Genomic DNA, 22,701 nt, shown 5'->3' with positions numbered 1-22,701 from the left:
AATTGCCCATCGGTGTGCAGACTACTTTCAGGTTAGATTCTTGCCCACCGATGTGCAAACAGTCCTCGGGGTACCCGCTGCCGGCCGGCCCACGCGTCCGCGCACGGTCACTTCACGGCGGCGGCGCCGGTCGAGGGGGTCCGCCGCAGAGGCGGCACGGCACGGCTTCGCCCGCCCCGGCGCTGCTGCCTGGGCGGGGCGGGTGCCTGCGGGGTGGTGGGGTCAGTCGTCGGCCGACGGGTGCGCCGGGACCGTCGGGGCCACCGACTCGACGACCGTGCGGGCCCGGTCCTGCGGCACGCCGGCCGCGACGAGCGAGGCGACGGCGGCCCGGGTGCCGTCGTCCTCCAGCGCGCCCGTGTTGACCTGCTCCAGCAGGGCGACCGTCATCGCCTCCAGCCCGGCGCTCAGCACGGCGGGCGGCAGGTGGGCGGGGAAGGTGCCGTCGCGCTGGCCGCGCTCCAGGATGGCGGTGACCTCGGCGCGGGCCGGTGTGAGGATCTCGGCCACGCGCTCCGCGCCCAGGTCGTGCCGGGCCAGCGCCAGCAGCATCCGGTAGCGGTCGCCGACGGGCCACATCAGCAGCAGGAAGTACGCGAGCGCGCGGTCGGCCGGTTCGGCCGGCCCCGCCCCCTCCCCGGCCGACGCCATCGTGCTCCGCAGCACCTCGGAGGCCTCCTCGGCGAGGGCCTCCAGCAGCGCCGCCCGCCCCGGGAAGTGACCGAAGAGGGTGCGCCGCACGACACCGGCGGCCCGGGCCAGTTCCTCCAGGGTGGTGTCCGGGTTCCGGCCGAGCTCCCGGCGGGCCGTGGCCAGGATGCGCGCGCGGTTGGAGCGCGCGTTGCGTCGCTGCGGCTCACGGGCCACGGGCTTGGACACGGGAGAACCTCGGTGCATCGGTGCGGAGGGACGCGGGTCGGACGGCGGGACGCCCATTCTGGCACGGGGGGCTCCCCCGGCCCGGTCGCCGCCCTCAGTCCCGCAGGCACCAGTCGACGAAGCGGGTGATGCTGCCGTCCACCCGGGCGTCCTCGTCGGCCACCGCCGCCGTGCAGAAGTAGCGGACCTCCTGGAAGTCCAGCTCCATCGCCTGGACCAGAGTGCGCAGGCCGAGGCCCTCGCAGAGCCAGGCGCGGGCGCCGTCGCTGTCGTCGAGGCGGTCGGGCACCAGGCCGTGCCCGGCCAGCAGGTCGGTCTTGCTGATGGCGACGGCCAGCCGCGAGCGCTGCAGCGGGGCGTCCATCGCGGCGATCGCCTGGACCGACCGGCCGAAGACCTCCTCCGGGTCGACCGTCGAGGCGAGGGTGCGGTCCAGCAGTGGTCCCGGCGCGGGTTCCAGCGAGGTCCAGAACGCCTTCACCGACATGGGGTCGAGGACGAAGAGGAAGGTCCGCGCGGCCCGGGCGTAGCGCAGCGCGTCCGTCTCGTCGCGGTCGACGAACCGCTCGCCGGCCGTGTCGAAGAGGTGGACCAGCCGCTCGGAGCGGCCGCTGCCGAGGACGAAGGAGTGCGCCCGGGGCAGCTCCTTCTGGGTGGCCCGGGTGTGGCCCTGCATGCGCAGGACCTCGCGCAGCACCTGGTAGTTGGAGGTCGAGTCCTCGTCGGCGAGCGTGATCGCCGGTCCGCCGTCGGCCGCCGCGTTCTCCAGCGCGAGGAGCATCGCCGCCATCAACTGCGTCTTGCCCGCGGCCCGTCCGCCGATGAGCGGCAGGACCACCTCGGGCATGTGCCCCGCGTCCGTGTTCATCGGCTTCTCGCAGTGCGGGTGCACGCAGTACGCCTGGAGCCGCGCGTCCCTGCTCATCAGCATCAGCAGGGTCGGCATGCGCTGCCCGCACTCGCAGCGGCGCCGGAAGATGCCGTAGGTGCCGGGCCGGATGTCCGCGTGCCGGCGCCGGCAGGTCGCGCGGGGACAGTCGTACGCCGGGTAGGGGACGCGTTCGAAGCAGTGCGGGCAGAGCATCCCGGTGCGCAGCCGCCTCACCCTCAGCACCGCCCGGTCGGCCGCCCGCAGGGTCCCGGCGACCGTCCGCGCCCCGCCCGTCAGCAGGACGAGGACGAGGGCGTGCGCCGCCAGCAGCACGGCGAGCGGCGGCACCGCCAGCACCACGCCCAGGCAGAGGCCCAGGTACAGCGTCACCCCGTACGGCACCGTGAACGCCCGGTGCCGGGACGGGGCCGTGAACTGCCGTGAGGTCACGGCCCGGAAGGAGTCGCCGGCCGTCCTCAGGTACGACCGGCGTTCCAGCGTGAGGAGCTGGCGCAGGTCCCGGTAGCCCGGGCCGAAGAAGTAGTTGCGGTACGCCTTCACCGCCTCGTCCTGCGGACGGTAGGGCGGCATCGTGCGGAACTCGGGGGTGCGCCGGTACAGGACGCCGATCAGCAACCGGACGTGGCCCCACAGGAGTTCCATGGTCAGCGCGAGGCCCCGCAGCAGCACGACGGCCGGGACGACGACCAGGTAGGCCGTGAGCGCGGCGAGGTAGAGCACGGGTATGAGGACCCAGGCGACGATCTCGGCCACCGGACGTCACCGTCCCTTCTTCTCTCGCCGGGGACCCTCGCCCGGCGGGACCTCGTCCGGGGAGCCGCCCCGGCCGCGGCGCAGGGACAGCCGCACCTTCCCGGCCAGCTTCTGCGCACCGCTGCGACGGGCCTCCGCGGCGTCCCGGTAGTGGTCGGCGAGCTGCGGGTGGTGGGGGCGTACCGCGCCCTCCAGCCGTCTGAGGTCGGCGGTCCGCCAGTACGCGGCGGTGTGCCCCCGGATCAGCAGGACGAGGTCCTGCTGGGCCTGGGAGAGCCGCCCGCCGGCCGTGGGCAGCGCGGCCACGGCGGCGACGTGGCCGAGCGTGACGTCGTCGCACCGCTCGGCGCCGATCGCGGCGCGGCGTACGGCCGCCAGGTAGTGCTCCGCCAGGGAGTGGCCGAACTCCGGCAGCTCGTCGCGGAGCCGGCCGGCGTCGACGGGCAGGGCCAGCATGGCCGGCACCAGGCGGTACCGCTTCAGCGCCTGCACCGCCGTCCAGGTGGCGGTGCCCGACACCCGGAACGCGCCGGCGAGCGCGACGGCCTCCCGTTCCGTGCGCAGCGCCCTGTCCAGTTCCAGGACGATGCGCACCCGTTCCCGCGCGGCCGGCGGCAGCCAGGCGGTGCGGCCGGGCGCTGCGAGCTCCGCGCACAGCGCCAGGCAGGCCGACAGCCCCTCCTCGTCGTCGATCCGCTGGTTGACCGCCCGGTCGAGCCACGCGCCGACCGCCTCGTCCACCTGCCCGGCGTCCGCGAGCCGGGCGGCGATCCGCAGGGCCTCCCGGTGGGTCCAGGTCCGTGAGGGGTGCCGCCACAGGCCGCGCAGCAGTTCGGCGTCGGGGGACGTCCGGCCGCGGACCTCGAGGATCGCGAACATGATGTCGACCGTGCGCGAGGGCTCCCGTTCGGCCCGGGCCCGCCAGTGGTACTCCAGGAGCAGCGGGTGGTCCCGGAGGTCCCGTTCCCCGAGCAGTTCGGCGGGGAACTGCGCGAAGAGCTGCTCCTGTCCGTCCCGCCCTTCGAGGGCCTCCTGCACCGCCTCCGCCAGGGCCTCGCGCATCCGCGGCATGCCGGCGACGAGCTCCACCACCTCGCGCCGCAGACCGGGTCCGGGGCTCGCGACGCCGAGCAGGGTGCGGGCCACGGCGAGGGTCTCGCGTTCGACGAGGCCGGGTTCCGGGGCGAGTCGGGCGCCGAGCGCCCACAGCAGGAGCCGCACCCGCTGCCGGGCCGTGGCCGCCTCGCCGCCCAGCAGCCGTTCCCACAGGGCGGTGGCCCGCTCGCGTTCCGCCGGGTCGGTGAGCGGCACCGGCGCGGCCGCGTCCTCGGCGCCGGTCATGTACGCCCGCATCCGGGACTCGTGCAGCTTGCCCTCGATCTCCTGGTGCACGGCCGCGTCGCCGCCGGCCTTCGCCGCGTCGCTGAGCGCCGCCAGCTGCGCGTCGTCCAGGTCGCGGTGCTTGCGGTGCAGATCGGCGGCGACGGCGGCCCGGCGCGGCCCCAGGTGGTCGGCGCCGGCCAGCCAGCCGATCACCGCGCGCACGTCGGCGCCGGTGAGCGCGATGCCGCCCGAGGCCGCCGCGGCGGCGACCGGGGCGTGCCAGTCGGCCGGTCGCTCCTCCCCACCGCGGGTGTAGTCCGCCGTCCAGGACCAGACGGGGCGGACGGAGCCCACCCCGATCCGGGTCAGCAGGGACACCAGGCCGGGGACGGCCACCTCCGGGAAGTGGCCCCGGGAGAAGTCGAAGACGGTGTAGGCGGCCTCGTCGTCCGTGCCGAAGTCGAGCTGCGCCCCGGGCACCGTGCCGATCAGGTGCAGCCGGCTGCGGGCGGGCCGGAAGACGTAGGTGGCGAAGGAGAGGCGGCGGGCCAGCGGGGGCGGCAGCAGGTAGGAGACGGCGGCGAACCAGTGCGCGATCCGGTCGGTCGAGTCGTCGACGACCACGACCGAGCCGTGGTCGGTGAGCGTCGCGAACACGGCGGCCAGCAGGTCCGGCAGCCGCGCCGCGTGCGGGTGGGCGCGGAGGAAGTCGCGGACCGCGCGGGCGTCGAGCGGGCCGCGCGGGGGCGCCGCGAGCACCGGGATCTCGGTGTCCGGGGACGCCGAGCGGGTCCACACCGGCGAGTCCCACAGCTCGATCGCGAGCGCCCCGCCGCCGGCCGCGGGGAAGTCGTCGCTGTGCAGGGCGTGGGCGAAGTAGTTGCCGAAGCGGCGGGCCGAGTCCCGGCCCACGTAGGCCACGCACAGCGCGGTGGCGGTCCGGCCCTGCGGGTCGTACGGCCGGTAGCAGAGGTTGACCGGGCAGCGTGCGAGCAGTTCCGGGGTGTCCGACTCCACCAGGGCGCGCGGTGGTTCGTATCCGGCGAGGGCCTCCACGGCCTGCCGTGTCTCGAGGCTGACCCCCGCGCTGACGGCGTTGAACTGGAACCCGGAGAAGCCGGTGAGGCCGTGCTCGCAGGAGGTGTAGTAGAGCTGCTGGAAGTGCGCCCCGGGGCCGGCCGGCCCGGACGCGGCCCGGCCGGTCATCCGCGTCCCGCCTTCGGTACCGACCCGAACTCGGCGAGCAGCCACAGCAGCGGGTCGGCCACCCGGTAGGGCTGGATGCCGGTGTCGGCGACCCGGGCCTCGGGGGTGGGGTTGCGGCCGAGGGCGGAGACGCCGAAGTAGCGGTAGCGGGAGTAGTGGTTGTCCAGGAGCTGGTCGATCTGGACGCCGTCCCAGTCCTTGAGGAGCCGGCGCACCTCCTCGTGGACGCTGAGGCTGTCGCTCACGTCGAACCGGCCGCCCCGTGGGGCGTAGTCGCGCAGGGGGCTGCCGGCGTCCAGCTGGTGCCAGAAGGCGTCCATCTTGGAGAAGACCACCGCGATCGGCGTGTCGATCTTCTGGGCGGAGCGGCCGCCGCGCGGGGCGAGCAGCAGACCGGTGACCCGGGACAGGACGTTGACGGGCGCGTCGAGTCCCTCGGTGCCCGGCAGCGGCGTGCCCGGCAGGGCGCCGGCCCGGGCGTCGGACATCTGGAGCGGGTCGAGGAGCAGGATGATGCCGTCGGCGCCGGTGAGATAGCGGGTGTTGAGCTCCACGCTCTCCCGGGAGCTGAAGTCCTCGCCGGCGGTGTCGAAGAAGGACAGGACGGTGTGCTGGGGGCGTTCGCCGAGGAAGGTGCGCCGGCCCAGGCTGAACCGGAAGACCAGCGGGTCGACCCGGTTGAGGTTGGTGGAGGCGGTCTGGGTGCCGGGGAACATCTGGTTGTCGCGGTAGAGGCGGTCCTCGTAGTCGGAGCTGTAGCGGCGCATCGTCGCGTCGTCCAGGCCCATCAGGGCGGCCCCGAACGCCTCGCCCACCCTGTTCCTCATCTCGTGCAGCAGCACCGTCATGTAGACGGTCTTGCCGGACGCCTTCGCGCCGACCATGGCGATCAGGCGGTTGTCCACCCGGCCGAACTGGACGGGCAGTTCGGAGTGGCACACCGGGCAGATCCGGTAGGTGGTCTCGCCGTCGCAGCCGGAGCACACGGCGGTCGGTCTGCGGCCGTCGGCGGCGAAGTCCGGGCCGAGGTCGTGGCTCGGGCGCGGGCCACGGCGCTCGTCGAGCACCTGGTCGCGGCGGCGTGGGCACTGTTTCCCCGTGCGGCTGAGGCGGCTGTTGCAGCGGAAGCGGATCTCGCGCGGCGCGAAGTTCTCGTAGCAGTAGGGGCAGGTGAGTCGTCTGGCCATCAGGTCACTCGCAGTCTGTGCAGTGCCGTCGGGCGGATGTCGACGGGCGCGTCGGTGGCGGTGTTGGCGTCCGCGGGGAAGCAGACCAGCCAGGAGGGGCCCCGGGTGGCGGGCAGCGGGAACTCCACGGTCAGCGGGGTGCCGGCGGGCAGCCGCTGCGCGGGCACCTCGTGCAGCACGGTGCCCTCGGCGGTGCTGGTGGGGCGGAAACGGCCGAGGCTGTGGACGATGCGCAGCGCGGGCAGGTCGCAGCCGGTGGCGGAGGTGAAGGCGACCGAGGCGACCCGGCCCCTGAGGCGCCGGCGCACGGTCGGCTCGTACTCCACGACCGGTGCCTCGGCGGGCACCTGGAGGGACGAGGCGCCCTCGCAGTCCGCCACGGGGCCGGTCACGAGGGCCTCGACGGTCAGGGTGACCGCGCCCCGTCCGACGGCCAGGTCGAGACCGCCGTCGTGTTCGTAGACCCGGCGCCGGCAGAGCAGGTCGCCCTCCGCGGGGACGCCGTGGTGCGGTCCCTCGCCCGCGGGTCCCGTCTCGCGGCGCCAGCGGACGCGGGCGCTGAGGGCGCCGTCGGGCCAGGCCCACAGGACGAGGAGGTGGTCGCCGCGGCGCAGGGCCTGGAGCTGCCCGACGGGGACGGCGAGGTGGTCCCCCGGGTCGGTGACGGGCTCGGCGGTGCCCGCCGCCGGGGCGCCGGGGGCGGTGGCCGGGGCGTCCGGGGTCTCCGGGGCTCGGGGGGCGCGCGCGGCCGGTGGCGGCTCGGGCGGCTCGGGGACCGGCGCCGGCTCCGGTGCACGGCGGGGGCCCGGGACGGTGACGGTGGGAGGCTCGGGCACGGGCCCGGCGTCCGGGGCCGGTGGCCGCGGCTGTCGTTGCGGCTGCGGCTGCGGCTGCGGTGGCGTCGGGCCGTCCGGCGGCCGCCGGACGTCCGTGGTGGTCCGTGGGCCGCCGGGAGCGGTCCGGGGTGCGTCGCGGGACACCGCCGGTTCGGGGTCCTCCGGCAGTGGGCGCCGGGGCAGGGGGTCCGGGTCCAGCTCCGGTGGCGGTACGGCGGCGGAGTCCGGGTCCCTCGCGGGAGCGCCGGGGCGGTCCGCGCTCAGGTCCGGGAGAGGGGCGGTGACGCGCTCCGGCACGGGGTACCGGTCGCCGACCCGGCCCGGTCCCGGGGCGGGGCCGTCGACGATGCGCAGGACGGGGAAGTCCCCCAGCGCCAGCAGCCCCCGTACGACGGCCAGTTCGGGCAGGTGGCCGCGGACCGTGAGGCCCTGGGCGGCCGGCAGCGCCTCGATCTCGGCCCGCCGGCCGGGCGCCGCGCACAGGCCGCCGGCCAGCAGGACCGTGTCCACCTCCGGTCCGGGCGCGGTCAGTTGCTCCGCCACGGCGTCCAGCGTCCGCTGCCGCAGGGGCGCCACCGCCCGCTCGAAGCCGGCGCGGTCCAGGGTCAGCCGGTGCCGGCCGCCCGCCGGGTCCTCGACGGTCTCGTCGGCGGAGTCCGAGGCGCCGAGGGCGCGCCGCAGCAGCTCCGCCGCCCGGAGCGGGTCCACCCCGTCCGGCAGCCGCCCGGCGAGGACGCCGGCGAGTGCCGCGTCCCAGTCGTCGCCGCCGAGCCGGTGCGTGCGGGTCCGCACGAGGTGCACCGTGAGGTCGGGCGTGACGGCGAGGACGGTCAGGTCCAGGGTCGTCGCCCCCTGGTCGCAGACCAGCACCGTGCGGTCCACGCCCTCGTCGACGGCCCCGTAGTGCAGCGCCACCGCCACCGGGTCCGGCACGACGCGCGCGACGTCCAGTCCGGCGCTCTCGGCCGCGCGCCGCAGCTCGTCCTCACGGCCGCCGGACGCCTGTATGCCGAGGACCGCCTGCCGGTCCGGTTCCGCGGCCGCGGGGGCCGTGCCGGCCGGGGCGGGTCCGAACAGCAGGGGCAGCGCCCGCCGGGGCTCCAGGACGCCGTCCGCGCCGTCCAGTCCGGTGGTGGTCACGACCGGTCCGCCGTCGGGGCCGATCCGTCCGAGGCGTCCGAAACGGTGCCCGAGGTCGATGCCGATCACGTGTCCTCGCCCCCCTCCCACGCGCGGGGCGCGGTCCCGTCGGCCGTGACGCGGGCGGTGCCGTCGGCCGCGATGCCGGCCCGGATCCGGCTGCCCGGGGCCGGCCGGTGCTCCAGCAGGTGGCGGACGACGGCCGCCCGTACCCGCTCCAGCTCGTTGCGGATCTGCCGTCCGCCGTACGCCTGGTGCTCGGGGTCCGACATCCGCTCGGTGATCCACGGATGCAGGGTGTCCCTGTCGAAGTCCAGCTCGACCCGGTGCCGTTCGCGGACCGACTCGGTGAGCTGTCCGAGGAGCCGGTCGGCGATCCGCACGATGTGCTCGCGGCGCAGCATGTCGAAGACGACCACGCCGGGCTTGAGCCGCCCGTAGATCTCCGGCCTGCCGATCTGCCGGAACTTCTCCTCCACGGCCCGGGTGAAGTGCGCCTCGAGCTCGGCGTAGGTGAGCCGGTCGCCGCGCTCGCCCAGCAGGTCCTGCACCGCTTCCGCCCCCGTGTTGGAGGTGAAGATGATCAGGCACTGGGAGAAGTAGGCGGTCTGGCCGCGTCCGTCGGTGAGCCGGCCGTCCTCCAGGATCTGCAGGAACTTGTCCAGCACCTTGGGGTGGGCCTTCTCGATCTCGTCGAAGAGCAGCACGCTGAACGGCCGTTCCTGCACCCGCCGGGTCAGCTCGCCGCCCTGCTCGTGGCCGATGTAGCCCGGCGGGGCGCCGGCGAGGCGTTCGGCCGCGTGCTCCTGCTGGTACTCGCTCATGTCGAAGCGGGCGTAGGCGCTCTGGTCGCCGAACATCAGCTCGGCCACCGACTTGGCCAGTTCCGTCTTGCCGACGCCGGTGGGCCCGACGAAGAAGAACGCGCCCCGGGGCCGCGCGTTCCCGGAGTTGCCGAAGTCGACGCCGACGAAGGCGGACTGCAGGGCCGAGGCGACCGCGTCCACGGCCTTGGACTGGCCGACCACCCGCGTCCCCAGCACGCCGGCGGCGCCGGCGACGGTCTCCCGGTCGAGCTGGGTCCACGGGTCGACGCTCACGTTGAGCCGGTGCTGCTCCAGGAGCTTGTCGGGTTTGTGCAGGGGGACGTCGCGCAGCCACGAGGTCCGGGCGAGGGAGTCGATGTCCCAGCCGGTCATGCCGTCGGTGGCGCCCACGAGGCCCTCGAGGTCGGCGCGCGAGGCGTCCTGCCCGCCGTTGAAGTGCCGGTGCAGCCAGCTCAGCCAGAGCCGGCGCTCGCTGGGGTCGGGCGGGCCGATGTGGAGGGCGGCGATGCGGGGGTCCTCCAGGTGGAACCAGCCGGGCAGGCGTCCGACGTCGCCGACCGCGCAGAGGACGGCGTTGCGGGCGTGCGGGGCGGGTCCCGCGGCGGAGTGCGGGGTCACGGCGTCCGTCATCGCGGCCCGCAGCCGCAGGTAGCCGAGGTGCGAGGCGGGCTGGCCGGGCGGGAGGTGATGGTCGACGTCCTCGAAGACGAACGCCGTGGCCGCGTCGGGCGAGGCGACGAGGCGCTGCACGACGGCGACGACGTCGTCGAAGGTCCGGGGCCGTCCCGGCGTCCGCGGGGTCAGCAGGCGGTCCCGGCCGCGCTGCCGTTCGTCGCCGCGCCGGGTGCGCGCGGCGGGGGCCTCGCCGTCGCCGGACGCGGCGCCGTTGTCGCCGCCGTCGTCGCCGCGGTTGTCCCAGGGCCGTGCCGTCCGGCCGTCCGGCGGTGTCCGGTCCCGGCCGTCCGGCGCGCCGGGCCGCGCCTGCGGTGCCGCGCCGCCCGGCGTGGCGGCGTGGGTGCCGGGTGTGTCGCCCGGCGGGAGTCCCGCGGCCAGGCGGTCGAAGTGCTCGGCGTGCTCCGGGATCGGGAACGTGAGCCCGCCGACCGGGTCCCACCAGCCCACCGTCTCCGCGCCGCGCACCACCAGCACCTCCGCGACGACCCTGCGGAAGGACGCGGGCCGGTCGTGGAACCACCAGCGGTCCCTGATCTGCCCGTTGAGGATCACCTGGCGTCCGCGCCGCAGCTCCCACCCGAGGGATATCGCCCACAGCGGCATCATGCCGTCCGCGGCGGCCGGTTCCCCGTCCCGTCCGGCACCGCCCGGGGCGCCGGCGCCCGCGCCGGGCCGGGCCGTGCCGACGCCGTTCGCCCGCTTCCCCCAGTCGACCGTGCTCACCGGCTCCACGTCCATTCCTCGGTGCCGGGCAGCTGCCGGGCCTGCCGCGAGGGCGGCTTGCCCTGCCAGGTGAGCTCGTCGGGGACGAAGCCGTCCTGTCCGCCGACCGCCTCGTGCACCCGCTCCAGGAGGTCCTCCGTCGTGTCGCACACCGCGCCCTCGGGCGCCGGCTCCACGGCCACGTCCGGCTCGCCGTCCACGTGGTAGACGAGGACGGGCGTGCCTCCGGAGTCCGTGGCGACCGTGGTCTCGTAGCTCGCGCCGCTGGGGCGTTCGAAGCGCAGGACGAGCCGCTCGCCCTGGTCCTCGCCGCCCAGGAAGGCGAAGCCCTCGCCGAGCATGGCGTCCTGGAGGGCCTGGCCGAGGTCCATCCGCCGGGTGTGGGCCAGCTGGAGTTCGTCCAGCCGCGCCTCGGCCTCGGGGAGCAGCTCCTCCAGCGCGGTGACCGCGGCGAGGGCCTCGGCCGCCTCGCCCGCCGCGAGCGGCCCGGTGACGGCGCGCAGAGCCTCCTCGATCCGCGCCGCGAGGTCCGGGTCGGCGAGTTCCCGGGCGTCCTCCGCCGCGTCCCGCGCGGATCGCCGCACGACGTCGAGCCGGTCCGCCGCCTCACCGAGCGCGGCCGTCAGACGCTCGCGTTCCGCCTCCTCGGCCGCTTCCTCGGCCGCGGCCTCGGCCGCCGCGCGTTCCTCGGCCTGCCGCCGTGCCTCCCGCACCTGCTGCTCGCGCTGCCGCTCCGCCTCGACGCGTCCCTCGGCGGTCGCGGCGTGCCGGGCCAGCGCGTGCTCCATCGTGCCGAGCAGGGCCTCGAAGCGGGTCCGGCCCTCCGGGCCGGCCGAGGCGCGCAGCCGGCCGAGCAGTTCCAGGCACCGCTGCCGGCCCTCCGCGTCGTGCTCCGCGGCGTCCGGCCCGATCCCGGCGAGCCTGCGTTCGAAGCCGGCCAGGACCGCGCCGGGGTCGGCCGCCCGGCCGGAGTCGTCCTGCCGCCGGTCCAGCAGGACGATGCGGCCGCGCAGCTCCTCGATCGCCCCGCCGAGCCGCTCCTCGTGGCCGATCCGGTCCCGCAGCGTGCGCACCTGCCGTTCCAGCTCGTCCAGTTCACCGGCCGGGACGCCCGTGCCGGACGTCCGGACGCGGACGAGCAGGTCGCGCACCTCGTCGAGGCGGCGTGCTTCGGCGCCCGCCTCCTCCCGGCCGAGCCGGGAGGCGTGGGCCTGCTGTTCGGCGGCGCGCCGGGCGGCGAGCTCGTGCCGCCGGTGCTCGGCCGCGGCCTGTGCCCGCTCCCGGCGGGCGGCGGCCTCCTGGGCCCGCCGGGCGGCGAGTTCGGCGCGCTCCCGGGCGCGTTGGGCCTCGCGGCGGCGGCGTGCCGCCTGCTGTTCCCGGCGCCGCCGTTCCTCGCGCTGCCGGTAGGCGGGAGTGACCCTGACGGTGCTGTACTTCGGTGATCCGCTCATGCTTCCCTCCGTGCCTGGGTGTGCAGCACGAAGCCCCGCGCCGCGAGTTGTTCCTCGAGTCCCTCCCGGAAGCCGGGGGTCGGTGGCACCCCGGCCCAGGAGAGCGATCCGTCTGCCTCCAGCGAGAGTTCGACGCCCGCGCTGGTGTCGGGCTGGTCCGCCAGGTGGGCGTAGCGGCCGGTGAGGGCGACGATGCGCTGGTTGGCCGAGCCCCGCCAGCGCAGGCCGGCGTGGCGCGCGGCGACATAGGGGCCGTCGACGAGGAGGTCGAGGCGCCGCAGCAGGGCCTGCCGGTCCGGACCGCCCCGGCGCAGGGCCTCGTACCGGAATCCCGAGTAAGCCATCGCGCTGAGGCCGGGCCTGCGGGCGCGCACCTCGTCGAGCAGCGCGGCCAGCGGGGCCGCCTGGCTGAAGGGTTCCCCTCCGGAGAGGGTGACGCCCTCCACGTCGGGCAGCGCGCAGAGCCAGTCGGCGAGTTCGCCCACGGTGTACGCGGTGCCGCCCTCAAAGGGCAGTGTCTCGGCCGCCACGCAGCCGTGGCAGCGCAGGGGGCAGCCCTGCACCCAGATCACGGCGCGGGTGCCCGGGCCGAGGACGGTGCAGTGGCCGAGCCTGCGGGCCACGGAGAGCCGGGTCGTCTCGCTCATGCGGTGTTCTCCTCCGTGTCCTTCCCGTCGCCGGACCGTTCGGCCAGGTCGCACCAGGGGCACCAGGGCCGCTCCACCGTGTGCACGTGCCGCGGGTCCGTCCGGCAGGTCCGCAGCCGCGCGGGGGCCGACTCGGCGGCCAGCGCCTCGGCCCAGGCCGACGCGGGGGGCCGTACGCCGCCGAACGCGGCCCGCAGCAGGTCCGCGAGCCGCCGGGGCAGCAGGTCGGCGGGCGGCGCGGAACGGGGCAGCAGCACCGACGTGCGGTCGAGGAGGCGGCACCGGCCGTGCAGGACGTTGTCGTCGTAGGAGCGGTATTCGCCGCCGTCCGCGGGATACCCGGCGAAGGGGTGCAGTCCGTCCATCAGCAGCTGGTGGACCAGGACGGCGAGCACGAAGTCGTCCGAGGCCCGCTGCGGCGGAGTGCCGGCGGGCGCGCCGATCCGTTCGGGCGCGAGGTAGCCGGTGGTGCCCATCCGCCCGGGGAAGAGTTCGCCGCCGTCCGTGAACTGCCAGGAGTCCACGTCGGCCATCCCGACCCCGCCCCGGTCGTCGACCCACAGGTTGTCGGGCTTGAGGTCGCCGACCACATAGCCCTCGGCGTGCAGGTCGGCCAGCAGGCGGGCCAGCGAGTGCGCGGCGGTCAGCGCGGTCGCCCAGGTGGCCCGGGGCAGCAGAGCGCGGCGGGCGGCCGGGGTCAGCAGGTGCGTGAACGGCCGGTGGGCGTGGCGCATGTCGGCCATCACGTAGCCGTCGACGCCGTCGGCGCCCGGACCTCCGGTGCGCACCCCCACCATGGGCCAGGCGAGCCGGGCCGGCGTCGCGGAGAGCAGCCGGACCGTGCGGGGCTCGCGGCGCTGGCGCACCAGCCGGGCTATGCGGCGGCGGTAGGCGGCCGGGTCGGGCGGGTCGGGGACGAGCTTGGCCACCAGCGGCCGCGCGTCGTCGACGCCGTACACGACTCCTTCCGAGCCGCTGCCGATCCGCTCGGTGAGGCGCCATTCGTGTCCGGTGCCGGACACCACCGTGAGGGGCATCGTCACCTCCCGCCGGCCAGGGCGCACAGCACGGTCAGGTCGTCGCCGGTTCGGGCCGCCCCCGGCCCGGAGAGCAGGGCCCGCAGGGGCTCGGCGTCCCCGCCGTTGGCGCGGAGGGTGGCGGCGAGCCCGCAGAAGAACCGCTCCGACGGCAACGGCCCGGCCTCCGGCGGCAGTCCGCGTACGGAGGGGTGGTCGAGGGTCAGCGCGGCGCAGCCGTCCGTGGCGAGGACGACGCCGCTGAGGTCCGGCTCCCAGACCACGAACGTCCGTGCCCGCAGCGCGGCCCCGGGCGAGGAGAGGAAGACCGGCTCCGGTGCGCCGGGTCCGGGCGGCGGCAGGACGAGGTGGCAGCGCTCGGCCGGTTCCGGCTCCGCGGCGGTGGCGGCCTCCCGGGTGAGGAGCGTGCCGAAGCAGTCGCCGACCGAGACGAACGCCGCCCACGGCGGCCGGACGAGGGCGGCGGCCAGGGTGGCGGCGAGGGCGCCGGTGTCCACCGTGCCGGCGTCCGGCGGGTCCGGCGGGTCCGGCCGGTGCGCCGGAGCCGTCGCCCGCAGGACGGCCGTCACCGACCGCACGTACTCCGCGACCACCCGGGCGCCGGCCGCGGCGGTCCACCGGGTCCAGGTCTCCGGGGAGTCCGCCGGGCCGGGGGCGTCCTCGGCCAGCACCCGGCAGGCCGTGTCCGCGGCGATGTGGGCGCCGAGCGCGCTGCGTTCACGGCCGCCGGCGCCGTCCGCGACGGCGAGGACCGCCGCGTCCCCCAGGTCGACCGCCTTGAAGGCGTCCTGGCATCCCCGTCCCGCGGCCAGGTGTCCGGTGCCCTGGACGACGGCCCCGGCGACGATCACTGGAACCGCTCCTCGAGCAGTTGCATACGCCGCTGCCGTTCCGCCAGCCTGGCCGCTTCCCTGCGCATGTCGTCGGGGGTCTGGTGGGGGGTGCTGCGGTCCGAGCTCAGGAACATCAGCTCGAGGATCCGCTCGAGGCTCAGGCCGTCCAGCATCAGCGTGCCCTCGGGTGCGAGGACCTCGAGGAGTTCCAGGTCGGCGCCGCTCACTCCGACGGCCTGGAACACGCACTCGCCCCGCTCCTCGCCGCGGCGCACCTTCTCCGCCGTGCCGGCCAGGGCGGCGGGGTCCATCCGCCGCCCCTCGGCGTCGCTCGGCGCGCCGTCCGTCAGCACCCACAGGATGGGGCGCCGCACCTGGACGCACTGTGCCTGGAGCGACCGGTAGCGCTCCCGGGCGAGGTCGAGCGCCGTCTCGACTGCCTCCGTCATGCGGGTGAGCCCGGACGCCTCCAGCCGGGGCGGACGCATCCGGTCCACCGGCACGAAGAGCCGGTCCGCCGTGGTCTCCCCGGCCGGCGCCATCGTGCCGCGGACCGGATCGAAGACCCGCACCCGCGAGTCGAACGCGATCAGGCAGACCTCCACCCGGGTGCGCAGTCTCGGCTCCCTCCTGACCTCGGCGAACCAGCGGGTCAGCGCGTCGTTGAGTTCGTCGATGCGGGGGCTGCCGGCCGGCCGCCCCATGGAGGCGGACGTGTCGAGGAGCAGGACGACGGGCTGCCGTTCGTCCAAGCCCTCCGCGAACCCGAAGCCGTACTCACTCATGCGCGGGCCGCCCGTCCCCGGTCCCCGGCGCGGCCCCTCGGGCGACGAGGCGGTGCCCCGCGGTGTCGGTGCCCACGACGACCTCCGTTCCCGGCGGCATTCCCGGGGGGTCCGGGCGCATGCACAGCAGCACACCTTCGACCAGTACGTACGTGTCGGGCATCGGCCAGGTGACGATCCGGCCCGGCGCCCCGAGAGCCCACTCCCGCATCCCGCCGCTCATGCGCCCACGTTAGGTGTCGGACCGTCAACTGTCCCTGGCACGACGGAAATAAGTGGTGCTGACATCCTCCGACACCTCCCAGTGCTCCCCGTGCGCCCCCGAAGATCCCCGTGCACTCCCCTGTGCGCTCACGCGCCCTCGCCGGCGCCTCCCACACCTTCCCGTGCGGACCGGGGCACCCTTCCATTGCACCGGGTCACCCGGTCGGCCGCTGGTCGCGGGCCGGGCGGATCCTGGCCTGGATCCGTTCCACCACCGCCGCCGCCTCCGCGGTGCGCACCAGGAAGTGGACGTCCCACCGCGCCCCGCGCGCCAGTTCCGCCTCGAGCGCCGCCCACACGGCGGCGAGACTGACGTGGTACGGCAGTCCGCCGCGCCCCGATCCGAGCAGCGGGAAGCACACCGAGCGCAGCGGGGGGTCGTGGCGGTCGTGCTCCCGGGCCAGCACGGCGAGCGCCCGGGACGCGGCCCGGGTGACGTCGGCCGGCAGCACGTCGTAGTCGTTGGTGCCGGCCCGCGGTACGGCGACGGCGGCGTGGTAGATCCGCCGCACGCCCTGTTCCGCCAGGGCGCCCGGGCCGGTGGCGACCACCGTGCCGGGCAGCACCGCGCGGCCCGACGTGCCCTGCCGGTCCGCCCAGGCCCGCAACTCGTCGCGCACCGGGTCGTCCAGGACCTCGCCGGTCACGCCGCGCACGGCGGCCGCCCGGCGCAGCGACGCGGCGACCGACGACTTGTACGACTCGGGCAGCGCGAAGTAGACGTTGGCCGGGGAGACGATCACGTCCACGTCGCGCAGCAGGTCCGCGGGGTGCACGTGGAGGGTGAGCCGCACGTCCCGGCCGGCGACCCTGGCCGCCACGGAACGGTGGGTGCCGGTGCCGCCGTCGGCGGCGGGCGCGGCGGCGGGGGCCCCGGCCGCCTCCGCCATCAGCAGCACGATGTGCTCGGCGATCTGTCCGAGCACCATCACCTCGTGGTCCTTGCGGAACCGCTCGACGCTCACCCCGTACACCGCGGCCGCCCTGGCGCGGCGGGAGGACGCGGGCCAGTCCCTGGTGCCCTGCGCCAGGCCGAGGGTGTACTCGGCGGCGGTGCGCAGGGTGCCCGCGTCCAGGCGCGACACGGCGAGCCGCAGCAGCGCCTCGACGGCGGCACCCGGGGTGCGGGCGGCGCCCGCGCCGACCGCCTCGGCGGCCGGCTCCAGCGCGGGCAGCGCACGCCCGCGCAGCCGGACCAGGCCCGCGCGTCTGACCTCCCTGAGGTCGCTGTGAAGTGACGCGTGGTCAGGAGGAGTCGAAACCATGCGCTCACGATGGCACCGGGTTTCACACCCGGACAAGCGGGACGACCGGCCCCGGGGGCGGGGCCGCGCCGCCCCGGTCGTTAGCGGCGCTCCGGCCGGGAGATCTCCGAACGGAGCTGTGCGAGCAGCTCGTTCGCCCGGTCGATGCCCGCGTCGGAGCCGAGGTCCGCGATGCCGGCGTCCGGCAGCACCTCCAGCGGCTTGCCGTCGCAGCCCGCGCAGCCCCCGACCCGGTCGTGGAAGAGCACCAGCGCCTGCTCGGGCCGGTTGCGCCGCGACTGCCAGACCAGACCGACGATGTCGGGGGCCTGCGCGCGGATCTCGCTCGCCCAGCGCCTGGCCTGCGGATAGTTCCGCTCGTCCTCGAGCAGCGTGGAGTCCTGGCAGACGGCGGCCAGGTCCCGTTCCCCGACCAGCGAGACGAGGCACAGGTCGCACCTGGTGCGCAGGGCGCTCAACGACCGTCCCCGGACGGTGATCCAGGGGATGTACCGCATGCTGAACCGCGGGTCGTAGGGCCGCGAGCGCAGCACGCTCTCGGCCAGGGCCGTCGTCGGGTCGGCCGCCAGGTACAGGGAGTGGTACGGGTCCAGCACCGTGCCGTCGAAGCGGCTGCCCACCATGTGGTCGTGGACGTCCGCGAGGTTGGGGTTGAACTGGTCCGGCGCGTAGCGGGACTTGTGCACCCGCCACAGCTCCGTGCCGGCCGGGACCACCTGCCGGTTGGGGCGCAGCTCCAACGGCGTGGTGGGGAAGAAGCCGCTCATCAGTCCCCCTCCGCCAGTGCCGTGGCCGCGCCGACCAGCTCGCCGTCGGGCAGCCGGCCGAGGAGCGACGCGGGTGTCCCGCCCAGCCAGCTGTTCCCGCTGAGCCACCAGGCGGCGGCGCCCCAGGGGTCGACGTCGGCGAGGAGCACGCGGTTGACCTCGAGGACCACCTCGTACGGGCTGCCGTCGCCCGCGCCGAACTGGAACTCCGGGTAGCGGTCACCGCCCCGGGCGTCCGTCAGTCTGATCAGCTCGGGCGGCGGTGCCGTGCCGCCGCACCGGGCCCGCGCCTCGTCGGCGGACAGGGCCGGCGTCCTCAGCAGCTCGTCCTGCGCGGGGTCGCCGGCCGCGCCACCGCCGCCGGGCTCCGTACCGGTGGAGGGTGCCGGGATCACCAGCCGGGCCATCAGCTCCCGCGCTCCGGTCACCGTGGACGGCCCGGGCGGCGCCGTGACCAGGCGCACGGGGTCCAGCGCGGCGCGCACCGGATGGTCCAGCGGCAGCGGCAGCAGCGCCAGGCGCACGCCCTGGAAAGCCCTGCGGACCGCCCGGATGTCGTCGGACGGCGCGTCGGCGAGCGCGGCCAGCCTGGTCAGCAGCAGCGCGTACTGCTCGTCGTCGAGTCCGTCCCGGACGGTGTCCCGGTGTTCGCCGATCAGGGCGAGCAGCCGGTCCGCCGCGCCGCCGCGGTTCCCGCCGGTGTCGTCGCCGTTCACGCGCTCCCCCTCTCCGTCGTGCCGTGTGCCGTGCCGTCCCTCATGTCCGCGTCCTCGCTTCCCTCCGTGTCCGGGCGCCGCCCCTGGGCGTGCCGGGGCGTCGACGCGCCTCCCGGCCGTCCGCCTCGTCGGGCCGCCCCGGTCCCGGCCGGGTCCGGCTCCAGCGTGCCGGTCCGTACTATGCCGACCCGCCGGGCGCCCGGTGGTCCGTTCCGCCCGATTCCCGGGTACGGCGCCCGGGATCCGCCCGGGAAGCGCCCAGATCGGCGCGCATCTCGCGCCGCATCTCCCGCAGCCGCTCCCACAGCGCGTCGATGCCCGCCTGCGCGGCGGCGGACGACTCCCCCGGCCGCGGTACGCCGTCGTCCAGCCGCCGGACCATGCCGTACACGATGCCCAGGTGACGGCTGACCTCCGCCGCGTGCCCGAGCACCCGCTGCGGCAGCCGCATCTGCGCCTCCGCGTACACGTCCCGGTACTGGTCGCGGGCCCCGGTCAGCCGCTGCCGCGCGGAGGGCAGCTCCTCGGCGCGGTCCAGGGCGTGCAACTGGTCCGTGAGCGCGGCGAGATACTGCCGGCCGGCGGTGTTGAGCGCCACGTAGCAGGCCCGCCGCTCCCGCTCCTCGCCGCGCCGTTCCCGCAGCGCCTCGGCCCGCTCCTGCTCGCGCTGCCGGCCGCGGTCCGCCGCGCGCTGGGTCAGCAGCGCGGACAGCAGCGTCCCGACGACTCCGACGACCGCGGCGACCGGTGCGGCCGCTCCCCCGAGATCCACGCCGCCGCCTCCCCCGTACTCGCTCCGCTGTTCCGCCGGGACCAGCGAAGCAGCAGGTCACCGGCGTCGGGAAGCCCCGGCCCGGACGACGACCGGTGTTCGCCCCGCCGCCGACCACCGCGGCCGCCGACGGGCGGGGCAGGGCGCCTCCTGGCCGATTTCCGGGCGTCTCGCGGGAGTTGGGGCGATCGCCGTTCCGCGGGAACCCCGGCGGAGCCATCATGGGGCCACGGGGGCCGGTGAGCCGGCGGGTACGGTCCCGCGGCGGACAGGGGGCACGCGAGCATGGTGAACGACGAGGCGGACGGGGGCGTCCGGGGGCTGCGGCTCTGGGCGCAGGACGCGGTCGGACGGGCGGCCCGGCTGGCCGTCCGGACGGGCGAGGGGACGGTGTCCCCGGGCGACTTCGACGGGCCGGTGGCCGAACTGTCGGGTCTGCGCGACCTCCTGGACCACGACCGGCCGCTCCTCGGCCTGGTCACGGTACGGCTCGGCTGGCTGCTGGCCGTCCGGTACGCCACCGGGAACGGCACGCCGGAGGACCGCGAGCGCGCGCGGCACCTGCTGACCGAGGCACGGGACCCCTCGACGCCCGCGGGCGAGGCGGTGACGGCGCAGGACAGGCAGATGGCGGCGCTGCTCCTGATGACCGTCTCCGAGTCCTCCATGCCGGTCGGCACGCCGGGGGCCGCTCCGGACTTCTGGCACGTCTTCGACCGGGCCCAGCAGTTCGGGCCGGGGGCGGCGGCCGAGGAAGCGGCGAGGCTCGCCGCGCTGGCCGGCGAGGCCGCGGACGCCGGGCAGCTGCCGTTGCCGCCGGAACTGCTGGAGCAGCTCACGCTGATGCGGAACCTGCTGGGCCATCCGGCGATGAACGACTTCTCCGACCCGGAGGGGCTGCTGGCCATGCTGCCCGACGGCTTCCCGTTCGCCGATCAGCTCCGGATGCTCGTGGACCTGGCGAAGGACCTGCCCGAGCCTCCCCCGGACGCCGCCACGCCCACGGACCCCGAGGCCGACGACGATGCCGGAAGCACGATCGCCGGCTCCTGGCTGGCCGCGATCTTCGGCACCACGGACGCCCTGCGCACGGGCGACCCGGAACAGGTCAGCCGGCTGCTCCGGCGGCTGGGCACGGACCTGGACCGGCTGCCGGAGGGCCACGACCGGGCCCCCGAGATCGAGAACCTGATGCGCCTGGTGCTCCAGGCCGGGCAGCCGCTGGGCGGCGGCCACCAGGACACGGACGTCGCCCGCGAGCACGCGAGCCGGGTCACCGAGCACTTCGAACGGCAGGCGGCGTCCGACCCCGCCGCCGCCGGACTCCTGATCGGCAACCGGGCGATGAACCTGCTCACCCGGGTGCGTGAGGCGGAGGAGGCGGAGTCCGCGGCGGACCTCACGGCGCTGGTGGCCGAACTCGAGGACCTCGAGCGGTCCGCCCCGGACGGTCACCCGTTCCGCCCGGTGGTGCGGCTGGCACTCGGCGCCGCGCTGACCAGCCTCGGTTCGCTCACCCACGACACCGGGGCACTCATGCGCGGGTTCGCCCACCAGGAGGAGATCCTGGCGAGCGTGCCCACCACGTCCCTCGGGCTCCCGGACGCGCTGGCCTCGACGTTCCGGGACACGCTGCGCACGGCCCGGGCCGTCGTGAGCGGTACGCCGGACGAGATGCCCGCGTACGTCCCTCCCGCCGCGGACGCCTCCACGGAGACCCGTTTCCTCTCCGCCCTGGCGGCGACGATGCGGCACTCCGCGACCGGGGATCCGGCCGACCTGGACGCCGCCATCGACGAACTGGGGCGGGTCCGCGACCGCGTCCGGCAGGGCCGGTCGCCGCAGATCGCCGCCCCCGCCCTGTGGCAGCTCGCGGAGAACCACCGACTCCGTCTGGAACGCACCCAGGATCCCGCGGACCGGGACGCCGCCACGGACGCGGCGCTGGAGTCCCTCCAGGCACTGGCCGGCGACGTCGTCCTGCAGGACGGCCCCGACCACGGTCTGCTCACCGCCCGGTCCGGCGCCGACCGCGGCATCCGGGCCGCGATCTGGGCCGCGTCGCAGGGCCGGGTCGAGGAGGCCGTGGCCGCGCTGGAGCTGGGCCGGGCCCTGGTGCTGCAGGCGGCGTCCACCTCGCGGGCCGTGCCCGACCTGCTGGAGTCCCGCGGGCACCACGACCTCGCCCGGGAGTGGCGGGAGGCGGACACCGCGTCCGCCGGGCGGTCCGGCGTGCTTCCCCGCGAGCTGCCCAGCTCGCTGCGGCGCCGCGCGCTGGAGGCCCTCGGCCACCGCGAGCCGGGCGGCGCGCTGTTCCGCACGCCGACGGTCGAGGACCTCAAGGCCGGTGTCGCGGAGGGCGACGCGGACGCGCTGGTCTACCTGCTGGCCGGCGAGGGCACCGTGCCGGGCATGGCGATCGTGGTCGGGCCGGACACCGGCACGGGCGTACGCGCGCTGCCCCTGCTCTCCGGCGAGCACAGCGGCCCGCTGGAGCGGTACCTGGACGCGGCCGCCCGGCACCAGGCGGAGCCCCGGGATCCCGCGGCCACCGCCGCGTGGGAGGAGGCCCTGTCCGAGCTGTGCGACTGGGCGACCGGAGCGGTGGTGGTGCCCGTCATGACCGGCCTGGCGGAACGTCTCGCCGCCAACGAGAACCGGCGCCGGGACCGCCCCGGCCCGCCCAGGATCGTCCTGGTGCCGTGCGGGCGCCTCGGCATCGTCCCCTGGCACGCGGCACGGCTCCCGGCCGGGGCACCGCACGCGTACGCCTGCCAGGCGATCGTGTTCAGCTACGCGGCGTCCGGCCGGCAGTTCCTGGACGCGGTCCGCCGCGCCCGGCGGGTCCCGGGGGACGATCCCGTCCTGGTGGCCGACCCGACCATGGACCTCGTCCACGCCGACGTCGAGGTCAGGGCGCTGCGGGACGTCTTCTACCCCCGGGCACGGCTGTGCGGGGAGATCTTCGACGAGCCCCCGGAGCGCCTGGCCGCCGGCACGCCCGACGAGGTCCTGGCGCTGCTCGCCGGCACACCGTCGCTGCTCCACGTCGCCTGCCACGGCTCGGCCGGCCCGAGCCCGACGGCGTCCGCGCTGCAACTGGCGTACCCGGAGGGCCGCGCCGAGCCGGCGCCGGACGGGGACGGGTCACCGGCGTCGCCGAACCCCGGCCTGCTGACGGTGTCCCGGCTGCTCGGCCGCCGGGCGGGGGTACGGGACGCCCCGGACGGCCCGCTGGTCGTGCTCAGTGCCTGCGAGACGGACCTGAGCCGGCGCGACCATGACGAGGCGCTCACCCTGACGACCGCGTTCGTGGCCGGCGGTGCGCGGGACGTGGTGGGCTCGCGCTGGGCCACCCGGGACTCGGCCTCGGCGCTGATGATGGCCGTGTTCCACCACCACCTGGCGGTCGAGGGCCGCAGTCCGGTCGACGCGCTCCGGGCCGCGCAGATGTGGATGCTGGACCCGAGGCGCACCGCCCCGGCGTCGCTCGGCGGCGACCTGCTCGCCGAGCTGCGCAAGGGCCCGGTGCTGGACCGCCCGGCGGCCTGGGCCGCGTTCATCCACCAGGGCCATCCGGGTCCCGGTACGACGCGGGCCTCCTCGGCCGCCGGCTGAGAGCCGGGGCGGGGGGGGGGGGCGGGGGCCCGCCCGCCCCCCCCCGGCCGGCCCCCCGCGAACACAGCGGGGGGGGGGCGGGGGCGAAGAAAAAACCGGGGCCCC

17 protein-coding genes are annotated in these 22,701 nt (G+C 76.2%); 1 reads left to right on the top strand and 16 read right to left on the bottom strand.

The features are described 5' to 3' along the window. Positions 1-222: 222 nt before the first annotated feature. The 16 genes from ACFWJB_RS32025 to ACFWJB_RS31950 all read right to left on the bottom strand — a co-directional run bounded on the left by ACFWJB_RS32025 (position 223) and on the right by ACFWJB_RS31950 (position 18,978). Positions 223-879 (bottom strand): TetR/AcrR family transcriptional regulator, encoded by a 657-nt coding sequence (locus ACFWJB_RS32025; RefSeq protein ID WP_385468163.1) that lies wholly within the window; start codon positions 877-879, stop codon positions 223-225. 94 nt (positions 880-973) lie between these two features. Next, a complete protein-coding gene (locus ACFWJB_RS32020) occupies positions 974-2,524 on the bottom strand; it encodes a hypothetical protein (protein WP_386926595.1) in 1,551 nt (516 codons plus the stop codon). 6 nt (positions 2,525-2,530) lie between these two features. Next, positions 2,531-5,053, bottom strand: coding sequence for a GTPase-associated protein 1-related protein (locus tag ACFWJB_RS32015; protein WP_386926593.1), 2,523 nt, complete (start codon positions 5,051-5,053; stop codon positions 2,531-2,533). Beyond that, a complete protein-coding gene (locus tag ACFWJB_RS32010) occupies positions 5,050-6,240 on the bottom strand; it encodes a hypothetical protein (RefSeq protein WP_386926591.1) in 1,191 nt (396 codons plus the stop codon). The genes ACFWJB_RS32015 and ACFWJB_RS32010 overlap by 4 nt, the downstream gene beginning before the upstream one ends. Further along, positions 6,240-8,285, bottom strand: a complete 2,046-nt coding sequence (locus ACFWJB_RS32005; RefSeq protein ID WP_386926589.1) for an Hsp70 family protein — start codon at positions 8,283-8,285, stop codon at positions 6,240-6,242. Before ACFWJB_RS32005 ends, ACFWJB_RS32010 begins: the two co-directional genes overlap by 1 nt. Further along, entirely contained in the window at positions 8,282-10,441 is a 2,160-nt protein-coding gene (locus ACFWJB_RS32000) for an AAA family ATPase (protein WP_386926617.1), read from the bottom strand. Before ACFWJB_RS32000 ends, ACFWJB_RS32005 begins: the two co-directional genes overlap by 4 nt. After that, entirely contained in the window at positions 10,438-11,892 is a 1,455-nt protein-coding gene (locus ACFWJB_RS31995) for a hypothetical protein (protein ID WP_386926587.1), read from the bottom strand. Before ACFWJB_RS31995 ends, ACFWJB_RS32000 begins: the two co-directional genes overlap by 4 nt. Beyond that, a complete protein-coding gene (locus tag ACFWJB_RS31990; RefSeq protein ID WP_385471737.1) occupies positions 11,889-12,539 on the bottom strand; it encodes a 4Fe-4S single cluster domain-containing protein in 651 nt (216 codons plus the stop codon). The genes ACFWJB_RS31995 and ACFWJB_RS31990 overlap by 4 nt, the downstream gene beginning before the upstream one ends. Then, a complete protein-coding gene (locus tag ACFWJB_RS31985) occupies positions 12,536-13,576 on the bottom strand; it encodes a hypothetical protein (RefSeq protein WP_386926585.1) in 1,041 nt (346 codons plus the stop codon). The genes ACFWJB_RS31990 and ACFWJB_RS31985 overlap by 4 nt, the downstream gene beginning before the upstream one ends. Before the next feature lie 2 nt (positions 13,577-13,578). Next, positions 13,579-14,427 (bottom strand): protein phosphatase 2C domain-containing protein, encoded by an 849-nt coding sequence (locus tag ACFWJB_RS31980; RefSeq protein WP_386926583.1) that lies wholly within the window; start codon positions 14,425-14,427, stop codon positions 13,579-13,581. Further along, positions 14,424-15,194, bottom strand: coding sequence for a VWA domain-containing protein (locus ACFWJB_RS31975; protein ID WP_386926581.1), 771 nt, complete (start codon positions 15,192-15,194; stop codon positions 14,424-14,426). Before ACFWJB_RS31975 ends, ACFWJB_RS31980 begins: the two co-directional genes overlap by 4 nt. Continuing rightward, a complete protein-coding gene (locus tag ACFWJB_RS31970; protein WP_386926579.1) occupies positions 15,187-15,417 on the bottom strand; it encodes a hypothetical protein in 231 nt (76 codons plus the stop codon). Before ACFWJB_RS31970 ends, ACFWJB_RS31975 begins: the two co-directional genes overlap by 8 nt. A gap of 196 nt (positions 15,418-15,613) precedes the next feature. Then, the gene (locus tag ACFWJB_RS31965) at positions 15,614-16,723 is read right to left on the bottom strand and encodes a macro domain-containing protein (protein ID WP_385471725.1); all 1,110 of its coding nucleotides are present in this window, start codon (positions 16,721-16,723) and stop codon (positions 15,614-15,616) included. 80 nt (positions 16,724-16,803) lie between these two features. Then, positions 16,804-17,490 carry an RES family NAD+ phosphorylase gene (locus tag ACFWJB_RS31960; protein WP_386926577.1) on the bottom strand — a complete coding sequence of 229 codons (687 nt, stop codon included), beginning with the start codon at positions 17,488-17,490 and terminating at the stop codon, positions 16,804-16,806. Then, a complete protein-coding gene (locus ACFWJB_RS31955) occupies positions 17,490-18,206 on the bottom strand; it encodes a hypothetical protein (protein WP_385471719.1) in 717 nt (238 codons plus the stop codon). Before ACFWJB_RS31955 ends, ACFWJB_RS31960 begins: the two co-directional genes overlap by 1 nt. 178 nt (positions 18,207-18,384) lie before the next feature. Then, entirely contained in the window at positions 18,385-18,978 is a 594-nt protein-coding gene (locus ACFWJB_RS31950) for a hypothetical protein (RefSeq protein WP_385471716.1), read from the bottom strand. A 285-nt stretch (positions 18,979-19,263) separates the two neighbouring features. Between ACFWJB_RS31950 and ACFWJB_RS31945 the strand changes: the two genes are divergently transcribed. After that, on the top strand, positions 19,264-22,596 hold the full coding sequence (locus tag ACFWJB_RS31945; protein ID WP_386926574.1) for a CHAT domain-containing protein: 3,333 nt from the start codon (positions 19,264-19,266) through the stop codon (positions 22,594-22,596). The last annotated feature ends 105 nt before the right edge of the window (positions 22,597-22,701 follow it).

It is taken from the genome of Streptomyces sp. NPDC127100, assembly GCF_042724095.1.
Taxonomy (GTDB): Bacteria; Actinomycetota; Actinomycetes; order Streptomycetales; family Streptomycetaceae; genus Streptomyces.
Note: the sequence above shows the minus strand (reverse complement) of the source record. Positions and strands in the feature narration are given on the sequence as shown.